The organism is Flavobacterium sp. T50_26 (assembly GCF_057652995.1).
The window spans coordinates 12,917-38,134 of the sequence record NZ_JBYFCC010000019.1 but is presented as its reverse complement, the minus strand read 5'-3'; the positions used below and the strand labels follow the sequence as shown (position 1 = coordinate 38,134).

26 protein-coding genes are annotated in these 25,218 nt (G+C 34.2%); 23 read left to right on the top strand and 3 right to left on the bottom strand.

The genetic code is table 11. From position 1 onward, the window contains the following. The first annotated feature begins 101 nt into the window (after positions 1–101). From AC23MC_RS11950 to AC23MC_RS11930, 5 genes are read left to right on the top strand one after another with little or no spacing between them, the layout of a single operon-like run. Positions 102–704, top strand: coding sequence for a lactate utilization protein B/C (locus AC23MC_RS11950; RefSeq protein ID WP_487568586.1), 603 nt, complete (start codon positions 102–104; stop codon positions 702–704). Position 705: 1 nt separating this feature from the next. Then, positions 706–1,512, top strand: coding sequence for a phosphatidate cytidylyltransferase (locus AC23MC_RS11945; protein ID WP_487568585.1), 807 nt, complete (start codon positions 706–708; stop codon positions 1,510–1,512). Further along, a complete protein-coding gene (locus AC23MC_RS11940; protein ID WP_487568584.1) occupies positions 1,502–2,152 on the top strand; it encodes a phosphatidylserine decarboxylase family protein in 651 nt (216 codons plus the stop codon). Before AC23MC_RS11945 ends, AC23MC_RS11940 begins: the two co-directional genes overlap by 11 nt. Before the next feature lies 1 nt (position 2,153). Further along, complete coding sequence (locus AC23MC_RS11935; RefSeq protein ID WP_487568583.1) at positions 2,154–2,426, top strand: acyl-CoA-binding protein; 273 nt, start codon at positions 2,154–2,156, stop codon at positions 2,424–2,426. A 4-nt stretch (positions 2,427–2,430) separates the two neighbouring features. Beyond that, positions 2,431–3,204, top strand: coding sequence for a superoxide dismutase (locus AC23MC_RS11930; RefSeq protein WP_487568582.1), 774 nt, complete (start codon positions 2,431–2,433; stop codon positions 3,202–3,204). Between the two features lie 55 nt (positions 3,205–3,259). Here the strand turns inward: AC23MC_RS11930 and AC23MC_RS11925 are convergent, their stop codons facing one another. Continuing rightward, positions 3,260–3,814 (bottom strand): hypothetical protein, encoded by a 555-nt coding sequence (locus tag AC23MC_RS11925; protein ID WP_487568581.1) that lies wholly within the window; start codon positions 3,812–3,814, stop codon positions 3,260–3,262. Positions 3,815–4,238: 424 nt separating this feature from the next. Continuing rightward, the gene (locus AC23MC_RS11920; protein ID WP_487568580.1) at positions 4,239–5,171 is read right to left on the bottom strand and encodes a peptidylprolyl isomerase; all 933 of its coding nucleotides are present in this window, start codon (positions 5,169–5,171) and stop codon (positions 4,239–4,241) included. Between the two features lie 285 nt (positions 5,172–5,456). On the opposite strand from AC23MC_RS11920, the gene trmD reads away from it, so the two are divergent. The 10 genes from trmD (at position 5,457) to AC23MC_RS11870 (ending at position 15,950) form a co-directional block, all read left to right on the top strand. Then, entirely contained in the window at positions 5,457–6,134 is a 678-nt protein-coding gene (gene trmD / locus AC23MC_RS11915) for a tRNA (guanosine(37)-N1)-methyltransferase TrmD (RefSeq protein ID WP_487568579.1), read from the top strand. Positions 6,135–6,218: 84 nt separating this feature from the next. After that, a complete protein-coding gene (locus AC23MC_RS11910) occupies positions 6,219–7,007 on the top strand; it encodes a HipA family kinase (protein ID WP_487568578.1) in 789 nt (262 codons plus the stop codon). Then, positions 6,985–7,368 carry a DUF3037 domain-containing protein gene (locus AC23MC_RS11905; protein ID WP_487568577.1) on the top strand — a complete coding sequence of 128 codons (384 nt, stop codon included), beginning with the start codon at positions 6,985–6,987 and terminating at the stop codon, positions 7,366–7,368. The genes AC23MC_RS11910 and AC23MC_RS11905 overlap by 23 nt, the downstream gene beginning before the upstream one ends. A 41-nt stretch (positions 7,369–7,409) precedes the next feature. After that, positions 7,410–8,423 carry a Gfo/Idh/MocA family oxidoreductase gene (locus tag AC23MC_RS11900; RefSeq protein WP_487568576.1) on the top strand — a complete coding sequence of 338 codons (1,014 nt, stop codon included), beginning with the start codon at positions 7,410–7,412 and terminating at the stop codon, positions 8,421–8,423. Between the two features lie 119 nt (positions 8,424–8,542). Then, the gene (gene rplS, locus AC23MC_RS11895; protein ID WP_188362613.1) at positions 8,543–8,893 is read left to right on the top strand and encodes a 50S ribosomal protein L19; all 351 of its coding nucleotides are present in this window, start codon (positions 8,543–8,545) and stop codon (positions 8,891–8,893) included. A 252-nt stretch (positions 8,894–9,145) separates the two neighbouring features. Next, positions 9,146–11,368, top strand: coding sequence for an NADP-dependent isocitrate dehydrogenase (locus tag AC23MC_RS11890; protein ID WP_487568622.1), 2,223 nt, complete (start codon positions 9,146–9,148; stop codon positions 11,366–11,368). Positions 11,369–11,496: 128 nt separating this feature from the next. Further along, positions 11,497–13,875, top strand: coding sequence for a TonB-dependent receptor (locus tag AC23MC_RS11885; protein ID WP_487568575.1), 2,379 nt, complete (start codon positions 11,497–11,499; stop codon positions 13,873–13,875). 3 nt (positions 13,876–13,878) lie between these two features. After that, complete coding sequence (locus AC23MC_RS11880; protein WP_487568574.1) at positions 13,879–14,697, top strand: DUF4249 domain-containing protein; 819 nt, start codon at positions 13,879–13,881, stop codon at positions 14,695–14,697. 156 nt (positions 14,698–14,853) lie between these two features. After that, positions 14,854–15,231 (top strand): GxxExxY protein, encoded by a 378-nt coding sequence (locus tag AC23MC_RS11875; RefSeq protein WP_248434585.1) that lies wholly within the window; start codon positions 14,854–14,856, stop codon positions 15,229–15,231. A 56-nt stretch (positions 15,232–15,287) separates the two neighbouring features. Then, positions 15,288–15,950, top strand: a complete 663-nt coding sequence (locus AC23MC_RS11870; protein WP_487568573.1) for a thiamine diphosphokinase — start codon at positions 15,288–15,290, stop codon at positions 15,948–15,950. A gap of 52 nt (positions 15,951–16,002) precedes the next feature. Here AC23MC_RS11870 and AC23MC_RS11865 read toward each other — a convergent pair whose 3' ends face one another. Beyond that, the gene (locus AC23MC_RS11865; protein WP_487568572.1) at positions 16,003–17,448 is read right to left on the bottom strand and encodes a hypothetical protein; all 1,446 of its coding nucleotides are present in this window, start codon (positions 17,446–17,448) and stop codon (positions 16,003–16,005) included. 197 nt (positions 17,449–17,645) lie between these two features. On the opposite strand from AC23MC_RS11865, the gene rlmF reads away from it, so the two are divergent. From rlmF to AC23MC_RS11825, 8 genes are all read left to right on the top strand, one after another. Further along, positions 17,646–18,599, top strand: a complete 954-nt coding sequence (gene rlmF / locus AC23MC_RS11860; RefSeq protein WP_487568571.1) for a 23S rRNA (adenine(1618)-N(6))-methyltransferase RlmF — start codon at positions 17,646–17,648, stop codon at positions 18,597–18,599. A 42-nt stretch (positions 18,600–18,641) separates the two neighbouring features. Beyond that, on the top strand, positions 18,642–18,872 hold the full coding sequence (locus tag AC23MC_RS11855) for a hypothetical protein (RefSeq protein WP_487568570.1): 231 nt from the start codon (positions 18,642–18,644) through the stop codon (positions 18,870–18,872). Next, positions 18,857–19,153: a type II toxin-antitoxin system RelE/ParE family toxin gene (locus AC23MC_RS11850; RefSeq protein WP_487568569.1), complete on the top strand. Its 297-nt coding sequence runs from the start codon at positions 18,857–18,859 to the stop codon at positions 19,151–19,153. Before AC23MC_RS11855 ends, AC23MC_RS11850 begins: the two co-directional genes overlap by 16 nt. 23 nt (positions 19,154–19,176) lie before the next feature. Continuing rightward, a complete protein-coding gene (gene uvrB / locus AC23MC_RS11845; protein WP_487568568.1) occupies positions 19,177–21,165 on the top strand; it encodes an excinuclease ABC subunit UvrB in 1,989 nt (662 codons plus the stop codon). 300 nt (positions 21,166–21,465) lie between these two features. Next, positions 21,466–23,142, top strand: a complete 1,677-nt coding sequence (locus AC23MC_RS11840; RefSeq protein ID WP_487568567.1) for a hypothetical protein — start codon at positions 21,466–21,468, stop codon at positions 23,140–23,142. A 162-nt stretch (positions 23,143–23,304) separates the two neighbouring features. Continuing rightward, entirely contained in the window at positions 23,305–23,802 is a 498-nt protein-coding gene (locus AC23MC_RS11835; protein ID WP_487568566.1) for a hypothetical protein, read from the top strand. Positions 23,803–23,853: 51 nt separating this feature from the next. After that, the gene (locus AC23MC_RS11830) at positions 23,854–24,615 is read left to right on the top strand and encodes a hypothetical protein (RefSeq protein ID WP_487568565.1); all 762 of its coding nucleotides are present in this window, start codon (positions 23,854–23,856) and stop codon (positions 24,613–24,615) included. A gap of 113 nt (positions 24,616–24,728) precedes the next feature. Then, entirely contained in the window at positions 24,729–25,205 is a 477-nt protein-coding gene (locus AC23MC_RS11825) for a DUF1572 domain-containing protein (protein ID WP_487568564.1), read from the top strand. Positions 25,206–25,218: the final 13 nt, after the last annotated feature.

The window sequence follows — 25,218 nt, the reverse complement described above, 5'->3', positions numbered from 1 at the left end:
GATAAAAAGTATAAAAAACTCAATTCAAAAATGATTTTGAATTGAGTTTTTTTTATCTTTGAACGATTTCAATTACGAATTGCAGAATTGTTTAAAAAAGTATGAGTCTTTTTAAAAAATTATTTGGTGCCGGAAACGATTCTTCTGATGAAAATAAGGAGAAAGACGCAAGTCCATTCAATCCCGAATCCAAAATTCCTGTGGACGAAATGTTTACTTTCAATTTTAAAAAAAATGGAGGTAAGTTTTTGTATTGTGAAAATTTAGAAGAAGTAAACGAACAGTTTCTTAATATCCTAGAAGAAAATGATTGGTTTGAATGCGAAGCAGTTTGCTACGAACCAAAACTTTATCATTTTCTAGATGATAATAGATTGACTTATAAAAACACAACTAGTCCAAAATTTCTTTTAGCAAGTTGCGAAAATTTAATTGCTGATGAAGGCTCGGTTTTGTTAACTTCTAATCAGATTAAACAAAACAAACCACACGAATTACCAGCAAATATTGTTGTTTTTGCAACAACAAGTCAGATTTTGGAAAGTAAAAGTGACGGTTTACGAGAAATTAAAAAACGCTACGACAAAGATTATCCAACTAACATTACCACTATAAAATATTTTGAAAAAGCAAAAGAAGAAGATTTTCTTCATTACGGAAGTGCAGCCAAAAATCTGTATCTCTTGCTTTTAGAAGATCTATAAGATGAATGAAACGCTTATAAGAGCTTTATCGGGTGCAGTTTATATTCTTTTACTTTTAAGCTGCATACTTTATTCAAACATTACTTTCTACATTTTGTTTGGTCTCTTTTTGGCTCTAGCTGTACTTGAATTTTGTAAATTAGTCAGACTAAATTATGTTGTTCCGCTAATTATAGCAATAGTTAGTTATGTTATTTTTTATAATACTCCTTTTAATCAAGTATATGATGGAACTATAACTATTATTAGCATACTAGTTTCAATACAATTGGCATTTTTTCTTTTTTCCAAAAAAGAAAAAGCATTCAAAAAGCATGAAAAGTGGTTATATCTTATTGGCTATATCATACTACCTTTTATTATTTTAACAAAAATTCCAATTGGTGTTAATGGATATAATCCCAGAATATTAATTGGAATTTTTATTTTGATTTGGACAAATGACACGTTTGCTTATGTGGTAGGAAAGTCAATTGGCAAACACAAACTTTTTGAACGCATTTCTCCCAAAAAAACAATTGAGGGATTTTTTGGAGGATTAACCTTCAGTGTTTTAGGCAGTATTGTGATAGCAAAATTCTTTATCGGAACGTCCAATATCTGGATTTGGATTGGAATAGCGATTTTAGTTAGTATATTTGCAACACTGGGTGATTTAATTCAGTCTAAGTTCAAAAGGTTAGCCGGAGTGAAAGACAGTGGAAAAATCATGCCCGGTCACGGAGGAATATTAGATCGATTAGACAGTATAATCTACGTAGCACCATTCATTTTTTTGTTTTACCAAATTTTAAATTATGTTTCATAAAGAAGGAGCAAAAATCATTTTAATAGCAACCATTTTTGTGGCGGCTTTGATTTTATTAGCAGATCATTTCATATCATTAACGTGGTTAAGAATGACAATTCAGATTATTGGTTTGATTTTTTTAATTCTAATCTTGCAATTTTTCAGAAATCCAAAACGATTAACTCAAATCGATGATAATCATGTAATTGCTCCTGTTGATGGAAAAGTAGTTGTGATAGAAGAAGTTTTTGAACCGGAATATTTTAATGACAAAAGGCTTCAAGTTTCCATTTTCATGTCGCCAATCAACGTTCATGTAACACGTTATGCAGTGAATGGAAAAATAAATTTCAGCAAATATCATCCCGGAAAATACCTTGTTGCTTGGCATCCAAAAGCGAGTACAGAAAACGAACGAACTACAGTTGTAATTGAAAACCAAAATTTTGGAGAAATTTTATACCGTCAAATTGCAGGTGCTTTAGCAAGAAGAATCGTAAACTATGCCAAAGAAGGAACAATTGTAAAACAAGGAACAGATGCCGGTTTTATAAAATTTGGTTCAAGAGTTGATTTATTCTTACCTTTAGGTACTAAAATAAACGTTAGTTTAAACCAAACCGTAAAAGGTGGAGAAACCGTTGTAGCCGAAAAATAAAATGGCAGAGAAAGATTTAGATACTCGTTTTTTAGAGGCTTTTGAAAAAGCATCAAATATGACTGAGCAATTGCCTCAGGATGTAATGTTGCGTATTTATGCCTATTACAAACAAGCAACTCATGATACAATTGGTTATAAACAATTGAGCAATAACGATTTGAGAAACGCCTTTAAAACAAATGCTTGGATGCAAATAAGCCATATATCTCCTGACGAAGCCAAAGAATTGTACATCGAAACCATAAATTCATTACTAAATAAAAAAAAATAATATTATGAAAAAATTAATTTTATCAGCTTTAATTATCTCAACCTTATTAAGTTGTAATAACAGCAAAAAATTAGAAGAAGTAGTTGAAGTTCCATTACCGGAAAAAGAAGAGGTTGTAACAGAAATGGGCAACCCGGCAGATGTCAAAGTGGATGAAGGCGGAGCTTTTGAAATGATAACTTTACCTTACGCATACAATGCTTTAGAACCTCATATTGATGCAAAAACCATGGAAATTCATTTTTCAAAGCATCATTTAGGTTATGCAAATAATTTAAATAAAGCTATTGCAGGAACAGAAATGGCTAATATGTCTATTGAAGACATTTTTAAAAAATTAGATTTAGAAAACAAAGCAGTTCGTAACAATGGTGGCGGTTATTATAACCATAATTTCTTTTGGGAAATAATGGCAGCCAACAAAGGCGGAGAACCAACCGGTGCTGTTGCCGAAGCTATCACAAAAGATTTTGGAAGTTTTGCCGATTTTAAAACACAATTTGTTGATGCTGCAATGAAACAATTCGGTTCAGGTTGGGCTTGGTTAATTGTTGATAAAACAGGAAAGTTAGTCATTACGACTACTGCAAATCAAGACAATCCGTTGATGACAAAACTAGGAAATACCGGAACACCAATTTTAGCTGTTGATGTTTGGGAACACGCTTATTATTTAAAACACCAAAACAAAAGAAAAGATTACGTAGAAGGTTTCTTTAATGTAATTAACTGGGATAAAGTAACAGAAAAATATACGGCTGCAACTTCTGTGAAATAATATTTTCGTTCAAAATTGTAAAGGTTTGTTGAAGTAAAATTCAGCAAACCTTTTTTTATTTATTCGTTTTTCTTTCCAAAATCACTTCCACTGGGCGATTGGTTCGAGGGCCGAATTGCTGAGCTTGACGTTCATTTTCAGAAGAACACAAAATATACATATTAAAAGGATAAAGTTGGATGAGTTGTGTCTCAAAATGTCCTCCGTTTTCATCACCATCAATGTCTTGAATTTTGATAAAATAGTTTTCTGCTTTAAAAGTAGTAGCAACAGAAAGTAAATAATTCTCTTTCGCAAACGGAAAAAACCATTTAGAATCCGGTGCATCGGTTGACACTTTATTGTTATTATTGTCTATTTTATGATTGAGTTTAAAAACCAGCGGTTCATTTCTGTTTGTCCAGCTCAATAAATTATTAACGTTGATGACTTCTCTACCCAAACTATCAGCAATGGTAATTCGCAATCCTTTTATCGTTTCTGTTTTTCCTTTTTCGTGAACATTTATTACCAAATAGGAAGTAAAATCATACCCGCAATGTTGTGCGTTGATGACTTGTGCTTTTGCAGAAAAGTTAAGGAGTAGAAAAAATAAAAATAGAATTCTCATAGTAATTTGATGATGTTGTAAAGATACGAAATCAAAAGTTATTCCAAAATAGTTAGAACGCGGATTAAATAGATTAGCAAAGCTAAACGCTGGTGAACACGGATTTTAAAAATTGAAAATTCTAGAATATTTTTTTTTACTTAGACTGCCTGCGTTGCAGGAGAATTGCTTCGCCAGTTCGCTACCGCTCGGGTCTATTTCGACTTCGTCATCTTGCGAAATGACAAAATCAGTGCAAAAAAAGAAGCACTCTTTTCAGAATGCTTCTATAATTTTAATTGAACACGGATTTTAAAGATTTAATGGATTTTCGCAAATTTTGATAGCTTTGCTATAATGGATTTGAAGGAATTAATTTGGTGAAAATTTCTTTGAAGAAAAGGCCTCCAACTTTAAAACCCGTAACTCTTAACCCGCAACATCCCTACTTCACCTCCATCAACTCCACATCAAAAATCAACGTAGCATCAGGTGGAATTACGCCACCGGCTCCACGAGAACCATAACCTAAATACGAAGGAATGACAAAACGAGCTTTATCTCCCACTTGTAATAATTGAATTCCTTCGTCCCAGCCTTCGATTACGTGACCTTTTCCGAGTGGGAAATCGATTGGTTGTTTTCTTTTGTATGATGAATCGAAAACTACTCCGTTTTCTAAAGAGCCTGAATAATGAACCGAAACAGTTTTTCCTTTTTCAGCTTGTTTTCCATTTCCTTTTTGGATGATTTTATAACGTAAACCACTTTCTGTTTTTTCGAAACCGGCGGCTAATTTTTCTAATGCTTGTTCTGCTTTTTGTTTTTCTTCTGCAATTCTTTTTTCACGAGAGCCTTCAAATGTTCTGAATGCTTCGATGGCATTCCATTTTTGAGCTTCCTCGCCTACTCTAACGATTTCTAGGGTTTCTAACACATCGCCTTGAGCAATTGCATCAACAACATCTTGTCCTTCCACCACATTTCCAAATACCGAATGTTTTTTATCTAACCAAGGTGTAGCCACGTGTGTGATGAAAAATTGCGAACCGTTTGAACCTGGTCCGGCATTTGCCATAGACAAAACGCCCGGTGCATCGTGACGTAAATCAGGGTGAAATTCGTCGTCAAATTGATAACCCGGTCCGCCGGTTCCTTGTCCTTGTGGGCATCCACCTTGGATCATAAAATCAGAAATAACTCTGTGAAATTTTAATCCGTCATAGTACGGTTTTCCCATTGGTTTGGCGTCGTTTTCTAATTGTCCTTCGGCTAGGCCAACAAAGTTTCCAACCGTTCCTGGGGTTTTATCGTGTGTCAATTTTACTAAAATGGTACCTTTTGTGGTATTGAATTTAGCGTATATTCCGTTTTCCATTATTTGATTTATTTTAATTGAGGTGCAAATTTAAGATATTATTGTTGATTAACCTTATTTTTATGAATGCTGATTGTTGAAAATGAATTTCCTTTGAAAGCACAATCCCCTAGCCCGGATTGAAGCGGAAAGCTTTTTTGAAAAAACAAATTAGTTTTGTTGGCTTGGCAAAGCGACCTTGGGAGCTCTTGCCGAGGCTTACAAAACTTTTGTTTTGAAAAAAACTTGTAGTGAAAAGCCGGAATAGCTTCTGAAAAATAAGTATTTTTGCCAAAAATTATTTGTATGCGAATTGATATTATCACGGTTTTGCCCGAGCTTTTACGAAGTCCGTTTGAAGCATCGATTTTGAAACGTGCCATTGATAAGGGTTTGGTGGAAGTACACGTGCATAATTTGCGTGATTATACGACCAACAAACAGAAAAGTGTGGACGATTATCAGTTTGGCGGTGGTGCCGGAATGGTCATGTCGATTCAGCCGATTGACGATTGTATTGCGAAATTAAAGAGCGAACGCGAGTATGATGAAGTGATTTATATGTCGCCCGATGGTGAAACGCTAAATCAGAAAATGGCGAATTCGATGTCGATGTTGAAAAATATTATTATTCTCTGCGGACATTATAAAGGTGTTGACCAACGGGTTCGCGATCATTTTATTACGAAAGAAATTTCGATTGGTGATTATGTGCTTTCAGGTGGTGAATTGGGTGCGGCGGTATTGAGTGATGCAATTATTCGGTTAATTCCGGGTGTTTTGAGTAATGAAACATCGGCTTTGACAGATAGTTTTCAGGATAATTTGTTGTCCGGACCAATCTACACACGTCCGGCAGAATACAAAGGCTGGAAAGTGCCTGATGTTTTGTTGAGTGGAAATTTTGCAGAAATTGACAAATGGCGTGAGAATCAAGCGTATGAACATACGAAGAATAGACGGCCGGATTTGTTGGAGGAGTAGTTTTCCGTTGTCAGTTGTGTGTTATCTGTTTTTGGTTAAGAAGCTTTTGTTTTTAACTATCTTTGTTATTGAAATTCCAATTTTATGCACACCAATTTACGAACCGTAAATGTTACCCGCTATATCACTCCTTTACGAGAAGGTGGTTCTTTGCCTGCTTTGGCCGAAGCTGATGATGATTTTAAGTATGTTTTAAAATTTCGTGGTGCCGGTCACGGTGTAAAAGCGTTGATTGCTGAATTTTTGGGTGGTCAAATTGCACGATTTTTGGGTTTACCCGTTCCTGAATTAGTTTTTGCTACTCTTGATGAAGCTTTTGGAAGAACCGAAGGTGATGAGGAAATTCAAGATTTGTTGCAAGGTAGTCAAGGTCTGAATTTAGGTTTGCATTTTCTCTCGGGAGCTTTGACTTATGATGCGGCTGTGAATGATTGTGATGCACTTTTGGCATCCAAAATTGTTTGGCTAGATGCGTATATTACCAATGTTGACCGCACTTTTAAGAACACCAATTTATTGATTTGGAAAAAAGAACTGTGGCTAATTGATCACGGTGCTGCTTTTTATTTCCATCATTCGTGGGATAATTGGAAAGCCAATGCGTTGACTCCTTTTTCACTGATTAAAGACCACGTTTTGTTGCCAAAAGCCACTCGTTTGGAGGAAGTAAACAACGAATTTACATCAAAATTAAACGATACTGTTTTACGTAAAATTGTAAATCAAATTCCGGAAGATTGGTTACTTTGGGAAGATCAAGCAATAACGCCAACTGAAATAAAAGAAGTTTATTTTCAATTTTTATCGATTCGATTGGCCAATGCATCCGTATTTTTAAAACAAGCACAAGATGTCCGCACCACACTTATATGAGTACGCCGTAATTCGCGTTGTACCAAAGGTGGAACGTGAGGAATTCATTAATATCGGTTTGATGGTTTTTTGTAAACATCAAAAATATTTGCGGATTCAATATGAAATTCCGGCTGAAAAAATTCTTTTTTTTGATGCTGAATTCGACTTATCACAGTTGAAAATAAATTTAGAAGCCTTTTCAAAAATCTGCTCCGGCAAAAAAGACGGTGGTCCGATTGCTGCTTTTGATATAGCAGAACGATTCAGATGGTTAACTGCTGTAAAGAGTTCGAGCATACAAACATCAAGACCTCATACTGGTTTGAGTGTTGATTTGGATGGAACTTTTGAACGGTTATATGTGGAGTTGGTTTTGTGAATAAATGTCATTTCGCCGTTATAAAAATTATAAAAAATAGTATGAACCCAATCAAAACAGCCCTTTTAGCCTACGGACTTTCCGGTAAAATTTTTCACGCTCCTTTTTTAGCTACGAATAAAGGTTTTGAATTGAATGCTGTTTTGGAAAGAAATAACCAAAAAGCAAAAAATGATTTTCCGGATGTAAAAAGTTATGCTTCGTTAGAAGAACTTTTGGCTGATGATTCGATTGAATTAGTCGTTGTCAACACGCCAAACAACACGCATTTTGAATTGGCTAAACAATGTTTGCAAGCAAAAAAACACGTCTTATTAGAAAAACCTGCAACAGCGACACCGGAAGAATTTTTGGAATTGATGACGATTGCAAAATCGGTTAACAAACAACTTTTAATTTATCAAAATCGACGTTGGAGCAGCGATATTTGTGCGGCAAAAGAAATCTTAAAATCAGGAAAATTAGGCAATATTGTTGAAGTTCATTTGCGTTTTGATCGTTTTCGTCCCGATATCAGTGCGAAAGGATTTAAAGAAAATGAATTGCCGGGAAGCGGAATTTTATACGATTTAGGTTCGCATTTAATTGACCAAGCGATTTCAATTTTCGGCAAACCGAAAAAGCATTATGTACAAAAAGGAATGTATCGAAATGGCACTTTAGTGGATGATTATGCGTTTGTTCATCTTTTGTTTGAGAATCAAGTGAATGCTTTTATAAGCGTGAGTATGCATGTATTGGATATTCAACCCGGCATTGTGATTCACGGCACAAAAGGAAGTTTTATCAAATATTTTTGTGACGAACAAGAAAATCAATTGATGGCAGGTATGGCTCCGAATCATCCTGATTTTGGATTGGAATTGGAAAACAAAGACGGAAAATTGACTTATGTTGATGAAAATAACAATGTGATTACTGAGCGAGTTCCATCTCAAAAAGGAAATTTTAATGGTTTATTTGATGAAGTGTATGATTGTATTCGAAATGAAAAACCGTTTTCTGTGACGAATGAAGCTATTTTGGAGCAGATAACTATACTCAATAACAAATAAAAATCAATCAATTTAATTGTAATTTCAAAATAAATTGTAAATTTGCACCCACATTTGGACTAACCTCTGACGATAATCGTGTATGTTGCTCTGATAATCACTATTTTAACTTAATTGTTATGGCAGATTTAATGAAATTCGTTCAAGACGAATTTGTTACAAAAAAAGACTTTCCGGAATTCGGAGCAGGTGATACAATCACTGTTTATTATGAAATTAAAGAGGGTGAAAAAACTAGAACCCAGTTCTTTAAAGGAGTTGTAATTCAAAGAAGAGGATCAGGTGCAACTGAAACATTCACTATCCGTAAAATGTCAGGAGCTGTTGGTGTGGAAAGAATTTTCCCTGTTAACATGCCTGCACTTCAAAAAGTAGAAGTAAACCAAAGAGGTAAAGTTAGAAGAGCTCGTATTTTCTACTTCAGAGACCTTACAGGTAAAAAAGCAAAAATCAAAGAAAGAAGAAGATAATCAACTTTCTACTCATAAAGAATCCCGTTTTGAAATTCAGAACGGGATTTTTTATTTCTGTCAATTTTAACAACTCGCTCAATTTTTAATTCATTTTTTGTCAAATTGTTAATTTTTAAAGTTCAGATTATCATATCCATAATTCAATCGTTTTCGTTTATAGAATCTACCTGAATTCCACTTCATTTTTCTTATCTTTGTAATCCTGATTTTTTTAGGAATTGTCACAAACAAACACAAACAAATAATACCATCATGTCAAAATCCAAAATTATTTATACAATTACGGATGAAGCTCCTATGCTTGCTACTCATTCTTTTTTACCGATTGTGAAAGCCTTTACTGCTCCTGCAGATATATCCGTTGAAACCAAAGATATTTCGTTAGCCGGAAGAATCATTTCAAACTTCTCAGAATATTTAAAAGAAGACCAACGCATCAATAACGATTTAGCCGAATTAGGTCAACTGGCCACTACTCCGGAAGCCAATATCATCAAACTTCCAAATATATCCGCTTCTGTTCCACAATTAAAAGATGCGATTGCCGAATTACAAAAATTAGGTTATGCCATTCCTGATTTTGTTGAAAATCCGCAAACTGAAGAAGAAAAAACCATTAAAGCTAAATTTGCGAAAGTATTAGGTTCGGCAGTAAATCCCGTTCTTCGTGAAGGAAATTCCGATCGTCGTGCTCCAAAAGCTGTTAAAAATTACGCTCGTAAACATCCACACAGTATGGGTGCTTGGAGTGCTGACTCAAAAACGCACGTTGCTCATATGACCGGTGGTGATTTTTATGGAAGTGAGCAATCTGTTTCAATACCGGAAGCAACTACTTTCAAAATTGTTTTTGAAGCAAAAGACGGTTCAACTAAAATATTAAAAGACACTACTCCTTTAAAAGCAGGAGAAATTATAGACAGTTCTGTAATGAACTTGAAATCATTAAAACAATTCATTGCCAACGAAATTGAAGATGCTAAAGCAAAAAATGTTTTGTTTTCTGTACATTTAAAAGCAACAATGATGAAGGTTTCCGACCCCATTATATTTGGAGCTATCGTGGATGTTTTCTTTGCAGAGGTATTTGAAAAATATGCCGATTTATTCAAAGAATTGGGCGTAAACACTAAAAATGGTTTGGGTGATGTGTATGATAAAATTTCCGGTCATCCAAAACAAACAGAAGTTGAAGCTGCTTTAATGGAAGCAATGTCAAAAGGACCAGCGATTGCGATGGTAAATTCTGATAAAGGAATTACAAATCTCCACGTTCCTTCGGATGTGATTGTAGATGCTTCAATGCCGGCAATGATTCGAACTTCCGGTCAAATGTGGAACAAAGAAGGAAAACCTCAAGATACCAAAGCGATTATTCCGGATAGATGCTATGCCGGAATTTATACAGCTACAATTGACTTTTGTAAAAAACACGGAGCTTTTGACCCGAAAACGATGGGAAGTGTTCCCAATGTTGGTTTGATGGCTCAAGCTGCGGAAGAATATGGTTCGCACGATAAAACATTCCAAATAGATGACTTTGGTACAGTTAAAGTAATTAATGGAGAAGGAGCAGTTTTAATGCAACAAGGTGTTGAAAAAGGCGATATTTTCAGAATGTGTCAAGTGAAAGATGCTCCTATTCAAGATTGGGTAAAATTAGCCGTAAACCGTGCAAGATTATCTAACACGCCTGCTGTTTTTTGGTTGGATGATAATCGAGCTCACGATAGACAAATTATTGAAAGAGTAAATTTATATTTAAAAAATCACGATACAAACGGATTAGATATTCGAATTTTGAATCCGGTTGATGCAACTACTTTCACTTTAGAAAGAATAATCAAAGGATTAGATACCATTTCAGTAACCGGAAATGTTTTACGTGATTACTTAACTGATTTATTTCCGATTTTAGAAGTTGGTACTTCAGCTAAAATGTTATCCATCGTTCCGTTAATGAATGGCGGTGGATTATTTGAAACCGGTGCCGGTGGTTCTGCTCCAAAACATGTGGAACAATTTATCGAAGAAGGCTATTTGCGTTGGGATTCATTAGGCGAATTCTTAGCTCTTGGCGTTTCTTTGGAACATTTGGGTCAGTCGTTAAATAATTCTAAAGCGTTGGTTCTTTCAGAAACATTAGATGTGGCTACCGAAAAATTCTTAGAAACTGATAAATCGCCAGCCCGAAAAGTAGGTCAGATTGACAACAGAGGTTCACATTTTTATTTGGCATTCTATTGGGCTCAGGCTTTAGCAGAACAAAATAAAGATGAAGAATTAAAAACCCTCTTCACTCCTATTGCTAAAGAATTAACTGAAAATGAAGCTAAAATCAATGAAGAATTGATTGGTTCGCAAGGCAAAAAGCAAGAAATCGGTGGTTATTACAAACCTGATTTTAAATTGTTAGAAAAAGCGATGCGTCCGAGTGAGACATTAAATGCAGTTTTGGCGAAGTTGAATTAAAGATACTATTTACACCTATAAAAAAGAGACATTCTGCACGATTGTCTCTTTTTTATTAACCGTACTTTAACAATTGATGTATAAAATTTCTGAAAAAATTTCATCAAATTTGTTAAAAAAAGAAGTCTATGTTTTTTAAAAGAATTAGTCTCACTTTCCTCTTTCTTCTATCGTCGATTACGATGTTACAAGCTCAAGAAAAATTCACGATTAGCGGAACAATTTCCGACCAAAAAAGCAATGAATCGCTCTACGGAGTTAACATCATTGTAACTGACACAAAATCGGGAGCAACTACCAACGAATATGGATTTTATTCTATTTCCTTACCAAAAGGAACTTATCTAATTCAAATTAGTTATGTTGGTTTTCAAACCATTGAGGAAACTATTGTTTTAGACAAAAATATTCGAAAAAACTTTTCATTATTCGAGTCGAGTCAACAGTTGAGCGAAGTCGTTTTAACCGAACGAAAAGCCAAAGCCGAAATTAGGAAACCTGAAATGAGTGTGAATAAACTTTCCATTCAGGAAATCAAAGAAATGCCGGTTTTATTGGGAGAAGTTGATATTGTGAAATCCCTGCTTACTCTACCGGGTGTCACAAGTGCCGGCGAAGGTCAGTCCGGATTCAACGTTCGTGGTGGTGGAGCCGATCAAAATTTGATATTGTTGGACGAAGCAACCATTTATAATTCTTCGCATTTATTTGGATTGTTTTCGGTTTTTAATCCCGATGCAATAAAAGATTTAAAATTATATAAAGGTGGAATTCCTGCTCGTTATGGCGGAAGATTATCATCCGTTTTGGATATTTATCAAAAAGAAGGAAACAGCAAGGAATATCATGTTAATGGTGGAATCGGCATCATTTCCAGTCGATTAATGGCGGAAGGTCCAATTGTAAAAGAGCGTGGCTCATTTTTGGTTGCAGGAAGAGGTTCGTATGCTCATCTATTTTTAAGACTAACTGATAATGACAATTCCGCTTATTTTTATGATTTGAATACAAAATTGAGTTACAAAATAAATGACAACAACAACGTGTATTTTTCGGGTTATTTTGGTCGTGATGTGTTTAGTTTGAATAATGCTTTTGTGAACACGTATGGAAATGCGGTATTGAATTTACGATGGAATCATTTGTTTTCGGATAAATTATTCAGCAATATGTCGTTCATTTATTCGGATTATTATTATGGCTTAGAATTGGATTTTGTTGGTTTCGAATGGAATAGTGGTATCAAAAATTACAACTTCAAATATGATTTCAAACATTATTTAAGCGATAAATTGAAATTAACCTATGGTTTAAATACGATTTATTATGATTTTAATCCCGGTAAAATTGAACCTAGCCGTCCGGATTCAGGCATTAATGAAGACCAATTAGATAGAAAATATGCATTAGAATCGGCTGTTTATGTAGATGCCGAACATCAATTAACCGAAAAACTAACGGTTTCCTATGGATTTCGATACAGTAACTTTTTACGTTTAGGCGAGCAAACGTTGAATGTGTATGAAAACAATCAAGCAGTCAATTTTAATTCAGATTTTCAAATTTATGAAAGTGCTACTCCGATTGGAACAGTTTCTTATGGAAAAAATAAAACCATTGCCAGTTTCAACAATTTGGAACCACGTTTTTCTGTTTCGTATGCATTGAATGACAATCAATCCATCAAGGCAAGTTATAACCGAATGAGTCAGTATTTGCATTTGATTTCAAATACACAATCGCCTACTCCATTGGATGTTTGGGCTCCAAGTGACAACTTTTTGAAACCGCAATTATTAGATCAATATGCTATTGGTTATTTTCAAAATTTTAAAGATGATGCTTATTCTGTTGAAGTGGAAACGTATTACAAAGACATCAAAGATCGCGTAGATTATATTGATGGTGCTAATTTAATTGCCAACGAAGCCATTGAAAGAGTCGTTTTAAACGGCCGCGGAAGAGCCTACGGATTAGAAGTTTTATTTAGAAAAAATGCAGGTCGATTCAACGGTTGGTTATCGTACACTTTAGCCAGAACCGAACAACAAGTGTTGGGAAGAACACCTGAAGAAACCGGAATTAACAACGGAAATTGGTACAAAACAGGCTTCGACAAATTAAACGACATTTCAGTAGTTGGAAATTATAAATTGAATGAAAAATGGCGTTTTGGAGCTAATTTTTCCCTTCAAACAGGTCAGCCTGTCACTTTCCCAAATGGTCAATATGAATATTTAGGTATCACTGTTCCGAATTATGGTCTTCGAAATGAAGATCGTTTGCCAACCTATCATCGTTTGGATGTTTCTGCGACATTAACACCTCGCAAAAATAAAGATAGAAAATGGCAAGCCGAATGGATTTTTGGTTTTTATAATATTTACAATCGTCAAAATGCGGCTTCGATAACTTTTCGTCAAAATGATGAAACAGCTAAAAATGAGGCAGTTCGATTATCTATTTTCGGAATTGTTCCGAGTGTAACGTATAATTTTAAATTTTAAGTAATGAAACATTTCAAATATAGTTTACTACTATTAATCAGTCTCTTAACATTTGGATGCGAAGAAGTTGTGGATGTTGATTTGAATACAGCTCCGCCAAAATTAGTAATCGAAGCTTCCATTAATTGGGTAAGAAATACGCCTGGAAATATTCAGGCAGTAAAACTATCAACCACCACAAATTATTTTGCAGAGGAAATTCCGCCGGTTACAGATGCAATTGTAACCATTACCAATAGTGAAGGTACGATTTTTACTTTTACACAATTAGATGAACCCGGTTTATATATTTGTTCAGATTTTGTTCCGGTTGTCAATGAAACGTATACATTAGTTGTTGTTTATGATGGTGAAACCTATACTTCAACCGAAAGATTATTAGCCACTCCAGAAGTTATTCGTGTTGAACAACGTAATGATGGCGGTGTTTTAGGCGAGGATGTGGAAGTAAAATTCTTCTTTAATGACATTCCGAATGAGACTAATTTTTATTTTTTAGGTATTTTTGATCCTTACAAAGTAATTCCCGAATATGGTGTTTTAGAAGATCGCTTTTTTGAAGACAATGAAATGTTCGGATTATATTTTAGCGAAGATTTAGTACCAGGCGATACATTGACATTTACAATGAATGGCGTTTCGCAAAATTATTTCAATTACCTCAACATACTTTTGGCTCAAACGGGAAGTAATGCAGGTCCCTTTAGTACACCAACTTCCACCGTTCGAGGTAACATAGTTAATCAAACAAATTTTGATAATTTTGCGTTGGGTTATTTTAGATTGAGTCAAACAGAAATTAATGAGTATATTATTGAGTGATTTCTTTCTAAAAATTTCTCACAGAAAGCACAGAAAACACTGAAATAGATTCTGTGACTTTTGATTGTTTATTAAAAATATATTTTAGCCCATGTTGAATTTAATAAGATTAATTCATACATTTTTATGTTTTTGAAATTATAAAATATAAGATGAATGGAAAATAATGAATTAACTTATGAAATAAGAAGTGCTATATTTGAAGTATTTAAAGAACTGGGGCCAGGTCTGTTAGAAAGTGTTTACGAAGCCGCATTGTGTTATGAATTGGAAGAAAGAGGATTTGACATTAAATGTCAACTTAACTTGCCGGTAATTTATAAAAGTAAAGATTTAGGTTTAGGATATCGATTAGATATATTAGTAAATGATAGCATTATCATTGAAATAAAATCAGTTGAAGAAGTAAAAAATGTTCATAAAAAACAATTGTTAACCTATTTGAAATTAACAAATAAGAAACTGGGGCTTCTAGTAAATTTTAACGCTGATTATCTGAAAGATAAAGAAAGTATAATTAGAATTATTAATTAGAAAACGAATTACACAAAATTTTCTGTGTTTTCTGTGTTTTCTGTGAGAAAAAAAAAATGTCATCACATCACATAGTTCGAGACGATCAAGAACCAGCACTAATTATTGCCAATGGTGCCGCTTGTAGCGAAGAATTGCTAGGACAGTTGTTAGAATGGTCGCCGATTGTAATTGTGCTAGATTCTGCGATTAGTCGTGTGATTGAATTAGGTATTAAAGTAGATGTATTATTAGGTGATTTTGATCGAAATTTTGATGCTAATTATTACAAAGAAATTCAATATCCGCTTGAAATCGTTCACACACCCGACCAAAACAAAACCGATTTAGAAAAAGCGTTTGATTATTTGGTTGAACGAAATTTTCCTGCTGTAAATGTCGTTTGGGCAACCGGTAAAAGAGCCGATCATACTATAACCAATATCACTTCCATTGTAAAGTTCAGAAATAAATTGAAAATTGTTTTATTTGACGATCATTCTAAAATATTTCTTATTCCCAAAAAATATGAAAAATGGTATCCTAAAAACACTGTCATTTCGTTGATTCCAATTGGAGCTGTTCATGGCATTCATTCTCGAAATTTATTTTATCCGTTAGAAAATGATTCATTAACAATCGGCTACAGAACCGGAAGCAGTAATCATGTTAACGAAGATGGCATAGTGACCATCGAACACGAAGAAGGCGATTTAATTTTAATGGAATGTTGGGATTAAAAAAATGCCCGTTAAACAACGAGCATTTTTAGTATATCTAATTATCTATCAATTATTTACACTCATTAAATTCTTTCACAATATTGATTAAATTTTCTTGAATTTTTAAATCAAAAGCTCCGCTTAAAATCTCATCTGCTAAAACTTTACAAGTACTCAAATATTCTGCTAATTCTTTAGAAAGGTTTTTATTGTTTCGCTTATCAATCATTTGACCAACTGTTTGGCTTTTCAATTTTATCACAAAAACTTCCTCATCAACCGGGTCAATATAAACCGAATTTTCTTTTTCGGTAAACACTTCTTTATAAAAATAAGCATTGTTAAAGCCTAAAGACATTGCATTTGATAATTTTTTAGCTGCATCGCCTTTCACTTTCATTCCTTTGTAACCCGTTTGAGTACCATCGCTGTTTATTACATAAAAACTAACGTTGTCTTTTGCAGAAAGCGTGATAAAACGTTCTTTTCCTTTTTCATTCAAATACTTTATACTTACATTTTTACCATAATTATCAATCGCATCAACCACTTCAGTATTTCCTGTTTGATGAACATCTAATTTTTCAAATTGAGCTGTTAAAGTTCCATCATATTTTGTACCTTTTTCATCAATGGCATAACCACGAACGTTATAAACATTTACGCTTCTTTCCTTGGCTAATTTTACTTTTTCATTCAATAAATCTTGTTTGTATTGTTTCGCTTGACGACCTAATGTGATGTCACGGTAAACCAATTCACCCATTAATTCAACAAAAAAACTAGTGTTATCCGGTCCACTATATCTTTTTTGTGCAGGATAAGTAAACTTACTGTCGTTAAACAACGTTACTTCCACATCATTATTCATATTTCCTGTAATTTTTGCAGAAGCCACCTTGATATTATCCAAATCATACACATCGGCAAAATTATTATTTCCAAAAGCGGTGTACGGACTACCAATAACTTTTCCGACAATATTAGTTCCGGCTGTTCCGCCAAACATCACTGTTCCATCTGTTTTTACAAATGGGCGATATTTAGCAATTTTTGTTTCTTTTTCTTTTTTAGAAGCAATTACATCAATTTTTGCTTGCAATGATTTATCGCCAATACTTTCTCTTTCGGTGGCAAAAAAAGCATCAATTTTTGCTTGATTAAAACCATTTGCATCAAACAATTCATATTTTGCAGATAACAAATGCATAATAACTCGTGAAGAATTAAACGAAGTAATCAGAACTTCATACGGAATTTCAGTTTTCTTCGTTCCATCTGAATTGGTAACCACTAACCATTGATTGATAATGGTCTGACCTTCCATTAATGTTTTGTATTCCGTAGTAAATTGTTTTACATTATTCAAATCAAGAAAGATACATTGGTCACGTACTTTATCATTGAAGATGGCGACTTCTTTTTCGTCAAATAAAATTCTGTCTTTTTTGGTTTTAATCTTTTGAGCAAAAGAAAAAATTGGGATGAGTAGAAATAAGTAAAAAATTGTTTTCATATTGTTTTTTTAGAGTGCAAATATACAATTCTAAAACAGAAATACTTTGAAAACAAATCATTTTCACCTTATTTTCAGTCAGTTATTCATAAAATGAATTGTGTTTGACTATCAATTATCAAAAAGTAATCGAAATTCAATTTAATAATTTTAAAAAAAGTAAATTTGTGTAAATTGAATCATCGAAACCATTTACATTGAAAAATAATACCACCCCAGAAAAATCAACGTTACATACTCGAAATAAGCACCGTTCGCGTTATGATTTTGAAGTTTTATTAACTAAAACTCCAGAATTAAAACCTTTTATTTATACTAGCGAACACGGAATTGAAACCATCGATTTCAGTAATCCGTTAGCGGTTAAAACATTAAACAAAGCCCTACTCAAAACGTATTACGGAATATTAGATTGGGATTTGCCAAGCGATTATCTTTGTCCGCCCATTCCTGGAAGAGCTGATTACATTCATCATATTGCCGATTTGCTGGCCGAAGTAAATCAGAACATCATCCCAACCGGAAATAACATTATGGGTTTGGATATTGGTGTTGGTGCCAACTGCATCTACCCTATTTTAGGAAATGCCGAGTATGACTGGAGTTTTGTTGCTACCGATATTGATGCCAATGCTCTTGAGAATTGTGTGTCGATTATTGAAAAAAATCCGCATTTAAACGAAGTAATCAGTTTACAACAACAAGTCAATTCGCGTTATATATTTAAAGATATTATTCAACCCGAAGATAAATTTGCGTTTACCATTTGCAATCCGCCTTTTCACGATTCTAAAGAAGAAGCCGCCAAAAGTGCTGCTCGAAAAGTGTCTAATTTAACCAATCAAAAAACAGTCAATCCGATACTAAATTTTGGTGGACAAAATAACGAACTTTGGTGTGAAGGAGGCGAACTCGCTTTTATCACCCAAATGATTTTTGAAAGTGTAAAATATCCTAAACAATGTTTCTGGTTTACCACTTTAGTATCTAAAAAAGACCATCTGAAAAGTATTTATAAAACACTCAACAAAGTGGAAGCTGCTACCATCAAAACCATCGAAATGAACCAAGGTCAAAAAATCAGTCGCTTAGTTGCTTGGACGTTTTTAAGCGAAAATCAACAAAAAGATTGGAAGTTTACCTCAGAATAAAACAAAACGTTTTTTTCGTAACTTTGTAAAAAGCATTGAATTATGAATACAGCTGAACTAAAAAATATTTTAAAGTTAAGAATCGATTTTATAAACGATAAAAAATTCTTATCAGCCTTGAATACGTTGATTGAGTCTAAAACAGAAAACATTATTGTTTTGACTAAAGAACAAAAGGAAATTATCAATCAATCACAAAAAGAATATTCAGAAGGTAATTTTTCTACTAATGATGTTGTAAATGAAGAAATGGAGAAATGGTTGAAAGAGTAATTGTATGGACATCTACAGCTAAGTTAGAATTGAAATTAATTTTTGATTTTTTCAACGCAAGAAACAAAAGCAAAACCTATTCGTTAAAACTTCACAGAAAAATTCAAACAGAATTAAATTTACTGATTAAGCAACCTTACATAGGAAAGAAGACCAATGAAATAAATGTTCGTGGGTTACTAGTTGAAAACTACATTTTATTCTATGAACTAAATGATAATGTAATCGTTATTCTATCTGTTTGGGATACAAGACAAAATCCTGATAAATTAATGTTTTAACTCAGCCTCTCAGCCCCTCAAAAATGAAATTCCAAGTCATCTCAGATTACATACCCACCGGCGATCAACCGCAAGCCATTGACAAATTAGCCAACGGAATCCTGAATAGCGAAAAATACCAAACCTTGTTAGGCGTCACGGGTTCAGGAAAGACATTTACCGTTGCCAACGTGATTGAAAAAGTTGAAAAACCAACCTTAGTTCTTGCTCACAACAAAACACTTGCCGCTCAATTATACTCTGAATTCAAGCAATTTTTCCCGAATAATTCAGTACAATATTTTGTTTCGTATTACGATTATTATCAACCCGAAGCCTATATTCCGGTAACGGGAACATACATCGAAAAAGATTTATCCATCAACGAAGAATTGGAAAAACTTCGTCTCAGCACCACTTCTGCCCTACTTTCCGGGCGAAGAGACGTGTTGGTCGTTGCTTCTGTTTCGTGTTTGTATGGTATTGGAAATCCGGTCGAATTTCAAAAAAACGTCATTTCCATTGATCGTGGCGAAATCATCTCCCGAACCAAATTATTGCACCGTTTAGTGCAAAGTTTATATTCGCGAACTGAAGCCGATTTCACACCCGGAACCTTCCGCATCAAAGGCGATACCGTGGAAATTTTCCCAAGTTATGCCGATGATCCGTTTCGCGTCCATTTCTTTGGTGATGAAATCGAAGAAATTGAAGCCTTTGATACCAAAACAACCAAAGTAATCGAGCGTTACACCAAATTAAACATCTATCCCGCCAATATGTTCGTCACATCACCTGATGTATTGCAAGGTGCGATTTGGGAAATCCAACAAGATTTGGTCAAACAAGTCGATTATTTCAAAGAAATCGGCAAACATTTAGAAGCCAAACGTTTGGAAGAACGAACCAATTTCGATTTAGAAATGATTCGCGAATTAGGCTACTGTTCCGGTATCGAAAACTATTCCCGTTACTTAGATGGTCGTTTGCCCGGCACACGTCCGTTTTGTTTGTTAGATTATTTTCCGCAAGATTTTTTAATGGTTGTCGATGAAAGTCACGTCACCATTTCGCAAGTTCACGCAATGTACGGTGGCGACCGAAGCCGAAAAGAAAATCTCGTTGAATTCGGGTTCCGACTTCCCGCTGCAATGGACAACCGTCCGTTAAAGTTTGAAGAATTTGAAGCCTTGCAAAACCAAGTCATCTACGTTTCTGCCACACCGGCTGATTACGAATTACAAAAAAGCGAAGGCATCTTTGTCGAACAAGTCATTCGTCCCACCGGATTATTAGATCCAATCATCGAAATCCGTCCGAGTTTAAACCAAATCGACGATTTAATCGAAGAAATTCAACTCCGTTGCGAAGCCGACGAACGCGTTTTAGTCACCACGTTAACTAAACGAATGGCAGAAGAATTGACAAAATATTTAACCAAAGTTTCCATCCGTTGTCGCTATATTCACTCCGATGTTGATACCCTCGAACGTGTGGAAATTATGCAAGATTTACGAAAAGGTCTATTTGATGTGTTGATTGGTGTAAACTTACTCCGTGAAGGACTGGATTTACCAGAAGTTTCGCTCGTAGCCATTCTCGATGCCGACAAAGAAGGTTTCCTCCGTAGTCATCGTTCGCTTACGCAAACCGTAGGTCGAGCCGCTCGAAACGTGAACGGAAAAGCCATTATGTATGCCGATAAAATCACGGCTTCGATGCAAAAAACCATCGACGAAACCAATTACCGTCGCGAAAAACAAATTGCCTACAACACCCTTCACGGATTGTCGCCCAAAGCCTTAAACAAAAGTCTCGGCAATGCGTTAAGCAACAATTCCGTTTCTACGCAATACTACGAAGACAAACTTCTGAAAGCCGCTGAACCCGAAAGTTTGTACCTCACCAAGCCCGAAATCGAAAAGAAAATCCGCGACCTCCGAAAAATGATGGAAAAAGCTGCCAAAGAACTAAACTTTATTGACGCAGCCAAATTGCGTGACGAAATTAAAAGTTTGCAGGAGAAGATGTAATTTTTTTTGAAGCTATTCCCGCTTTACACTACAAGCTTTTGCTCAAAAACCTTTTTTTCTAAGGTCCGGCAGGAGCTTCCGTTGGTCGCTCTGCCAAACCAAGAAAAAATAGGTTTTCTTCACAAAAGGCTTTCCGCTGCAATCGGGGCTAAGAGATTCTGCTTTAAAACAAAAATTAGTGAGTATAGCCATTTTAATGATCTGTAAGATTTTTTTATTAAATTTGAGAAGATAAATCTGAAGATTGTCAGAATTATATCCAAGTTATATGCAATAATTATCACAACATCATCTAGAAATATGAAATCGCAGGAAGAATTAGATTATGAAGAAAGAGTAAAGAAAAGAGTATTATTTCTTAAAGAACTTTTAGAACAAGGTAAGATAAAAGTAGCAGAAGGCATGAGAGGCGAACTTGAAGAAAGCCTCAAAAGAGCCCGATTTGACGAAAATGGAGAACCTGATTTATCTACAATTGATAGTAGAATTCGTTCTATGGCGTTAGCTGCTGAACACCTTGATTACATAGAGAAAGCAAAAAATGCAATTTCATTGTTTGACATTCAAAGACTTTACTTTGAAAGAATTGATGGAAATTTTAATTTCTTTTACAAGCAAATGCTTAAGTTTAAAACAAATCCTCATCAAATAGCATCAAGTATAGCTTATGGAAAATCGGACATAAACCATTTAAACGATGTAATAGAACCAATTCTAAAAGATCTTCAAGAATTTTGGGAGGCAGTAGCAGAATCTGGTTACTTACATTTAGATGACCATAGAGATTCGATAAAAGGAGTTTTTGGAGGAGATTTATTTCCTGCCCATGATGAAAATATCGCCTCTAAATGTGGAATATATACTGATACAATCGTATTGCCTTGCCCTTTTATTCGATGTAGAGAATTTTTCACTCGATGGAATAAAGAACAAAGAGTTTATTTTTTAATCAAACATGCTTTAAACATTCTTCAGTATAAGGAATTAGCTTTAGCTGATGTAACAAAACCGATAGTTGTTATTCTCCCAGATAAAGAAATGATGGACGAATTTGCATTTGAGCAAATAAAAGAATTAGGAGAAAAGGACTCATTACACCACGCATCTAAAATTTTCGGTAGAAATTTTGAAAGCACACAAGAACTATTTGATTTTGCAGGAAAGTTAGATACAATTGAAAAGGTATTTAAAGAAATCAAAGACGAAAATAGGATACTATTTGATGTAGATTTCAAAGAACCTCTTAAAGTTCAAATTCAAAATCAAATGTCTGGACAAGCAAATCAATTATTAGGAACAAGTAATCCTGGATTAATTGTTGCTGCAATGGCACTTGGTAGAATGAGTGTGTGCAATGAAATTTTGATAAAATCTGCAAAAGTTAACGGAATACCTTTAATCGATGCACCGACATCATGGGAATATTTCAAGTGGAAATTAGAATATGACACAGAGAGAACCTTTCCCAATGAAGATTTTTCTAAACTACATATCGTTAAAGGGCTCGAAGGACTTAGCAATACTAATCTGAAATGGATTGGAAAAATTCCTCCCAAAGGGCTAATCGAATTGCGTAAAACTGGAGCTATAGATGAAATTCGGCAAATATTATCCAAAGGAATTGATGAAATTGTTTTATCTAACGAACTTGATTTTTTAACAACCTCAAACAAAGTGCTTGAGAATTTAGACCTTGCTTTCAAACAACATGAAGAAAGTATAAATAAATTGATTGCTAAGAAATGGAAAGTTGCAGGAAAAGACTTTGGCTCATGGATTGTTATGGGTTCAGTCGAAATTGCTTCAGCTTGTATTGGAACACCATTATATGGTTTATCAACAGTAGTTCTAAATCAAATTTTGGATGCTCCCAAAATAAAAGATTTGCCTATAACATTTGACAAAATGAAGGAAATTGAGAATGAAAAAGCAAACATTAAAAGATCACCACTAGGATTAATTTTTAAATACAAATAATTACCCCTAGCTCTCCTGAATTTTCTTTGTTAGAACACTGCTCTGCGAATGTCTCTGACTTCGCAGCAAAAAATCCTCGTTAATTGAAATTTTAGTTATATTTGTTTGGTTCGTGATAATAGTCGCCACTGAACGCTAGCTGATGGAACGTTGTACAATAATATGAAAAAAACTTTCACAATCATATTAACCCTTATTGGAATTCTTGTTTTTGGACAAGAAAACAAAATTGCTGAAATTGAAAATCAATCAAAATCAATCAATTCTGATACTGAATTAATCGAACCAATAATTGACTTGACAAATAGATCTAAATTAAAAGTTTGGTATAAGGAAAAACAAATTTTCAAAATAGTTCAAGAAAGCTATGTTGATTATGGAGTAATAAAATCGGAAATCTATTTAGTCGAAAATAAACCAATTAAAATAATTGAATCTGAAAGCACCAATTTCTTTCTTATCGACTCTATTGCGAGAATAAAAGGTTATAGTATTGACATAGAGGAAAATTTTAGAGCCGTTTCATACATAACTAACTGGAATAAAAAACAAAGGGAATTAATTCTTTCTGGAGAACCAACAGAGAAAAAGAACATCTTTTACGAACTGAATAAATATATTGGAATTATAAAAAAAGCCGAGGAGTTAATTAATGATTAAAAAACTTTTTACAAAATCTAGTATAGCAAACTGTTATCTAAAACAAAAAAAATGAAACTCTACTCCACATTATTCCTTCTATTCCTCTCCACAACCCTTTTTGCTCAAGAGCAATTTGTTTTGGATAACAGAACCGCTTATTGCACCCTATTTTTAAAAGACGGAAAACTGATTGGAACCTGTGAAAAAAGTTTTTTTACCTCCTTCGAGATTAATTTGACGAATCAACAATTGGATAGCGTGAGTTTGTTTAAACAGCTTCCGTTAAGTGGCATTGCTAATGTTACCTATGTTCCCAATTCGAAGGAAAATGTCGATTACAAACTCAAAGCAGAGTACGATGTGACGACTCGGGCAGGATTTCCTCAAATTCTTATCAAAACAAGCGATGGATGGTTTGCCATGGATAATCTTAATATATACAGCGATCGCATTACCTTTGAAATGGATAATGACCCTGATCCTCCTATCACAGCAACTGATTTAATGGTGATCAATAAAACAATCACGTTACTTCAAGATGAAAAGCATTGGAATAGAAATGATGACAGAAGATGTAAAGATGATATTGAAAACAAAATCTACAGTCTTTTTTGTGCCTTATATTCCGCATCTGTAGAAGTGGAAGGAGCATACAACCACAGAAGTGCCATTATGCAACGAATTAGAAAAACGATTGTTGATATTTATCCAAACAAAGAATTACAACACCGCCTACAAGATTTTAATAATTTACCCGAAACTGACCATAAAGTTTTAATGGATTTACTTACTCGGGTAAAAAATCAAGTTAGTGAAAATTTGAAAGAATAATTGTGTACAAGCTTCGCATTCTATAATTTAGCAACAATAATCTTTCGTTAACGCAAAGCCCCTTAACTTTTCAAAAAACTTATATTACTTATATGTTTTAAAATAAATAAGATATGAAAACCCCTCACCAACTCGCCTCCCGTTTTCGTGAAGTCATTCTAAATGGCACTTGGGTGGCCAACACAAACTTAAAAGCACAACTTTCCGGCACCGATTATAAAACGGTTACCACACCAATAAACGACCTCAACACCATTGCGGTGTTAGCACAACATATTCATTACTACATCAACGGAATAAATCAAGTATTCAAAGGCGGAACATTAGCCATTAAAGACAAATACAGTTTCGATTTTCCGCCAATCACCTCACAAGAACAATGGGAAAATTTTCTCTCTACATTTTGGAACGATTCAGAAACCTTTGCTAACCACGTTGAACAACTTTCCGAAGAACAACTCCAACACTATTTTACCGATGAAAAATACGGCACTTACTACCGCAACATCGACGCAATGATTGAACACAGTTATTATCATTTGGGACAAATTGTGTTAATCAAAAAGCTCATTTCAGCGAATAAAAAATAAATCTATTATAAAA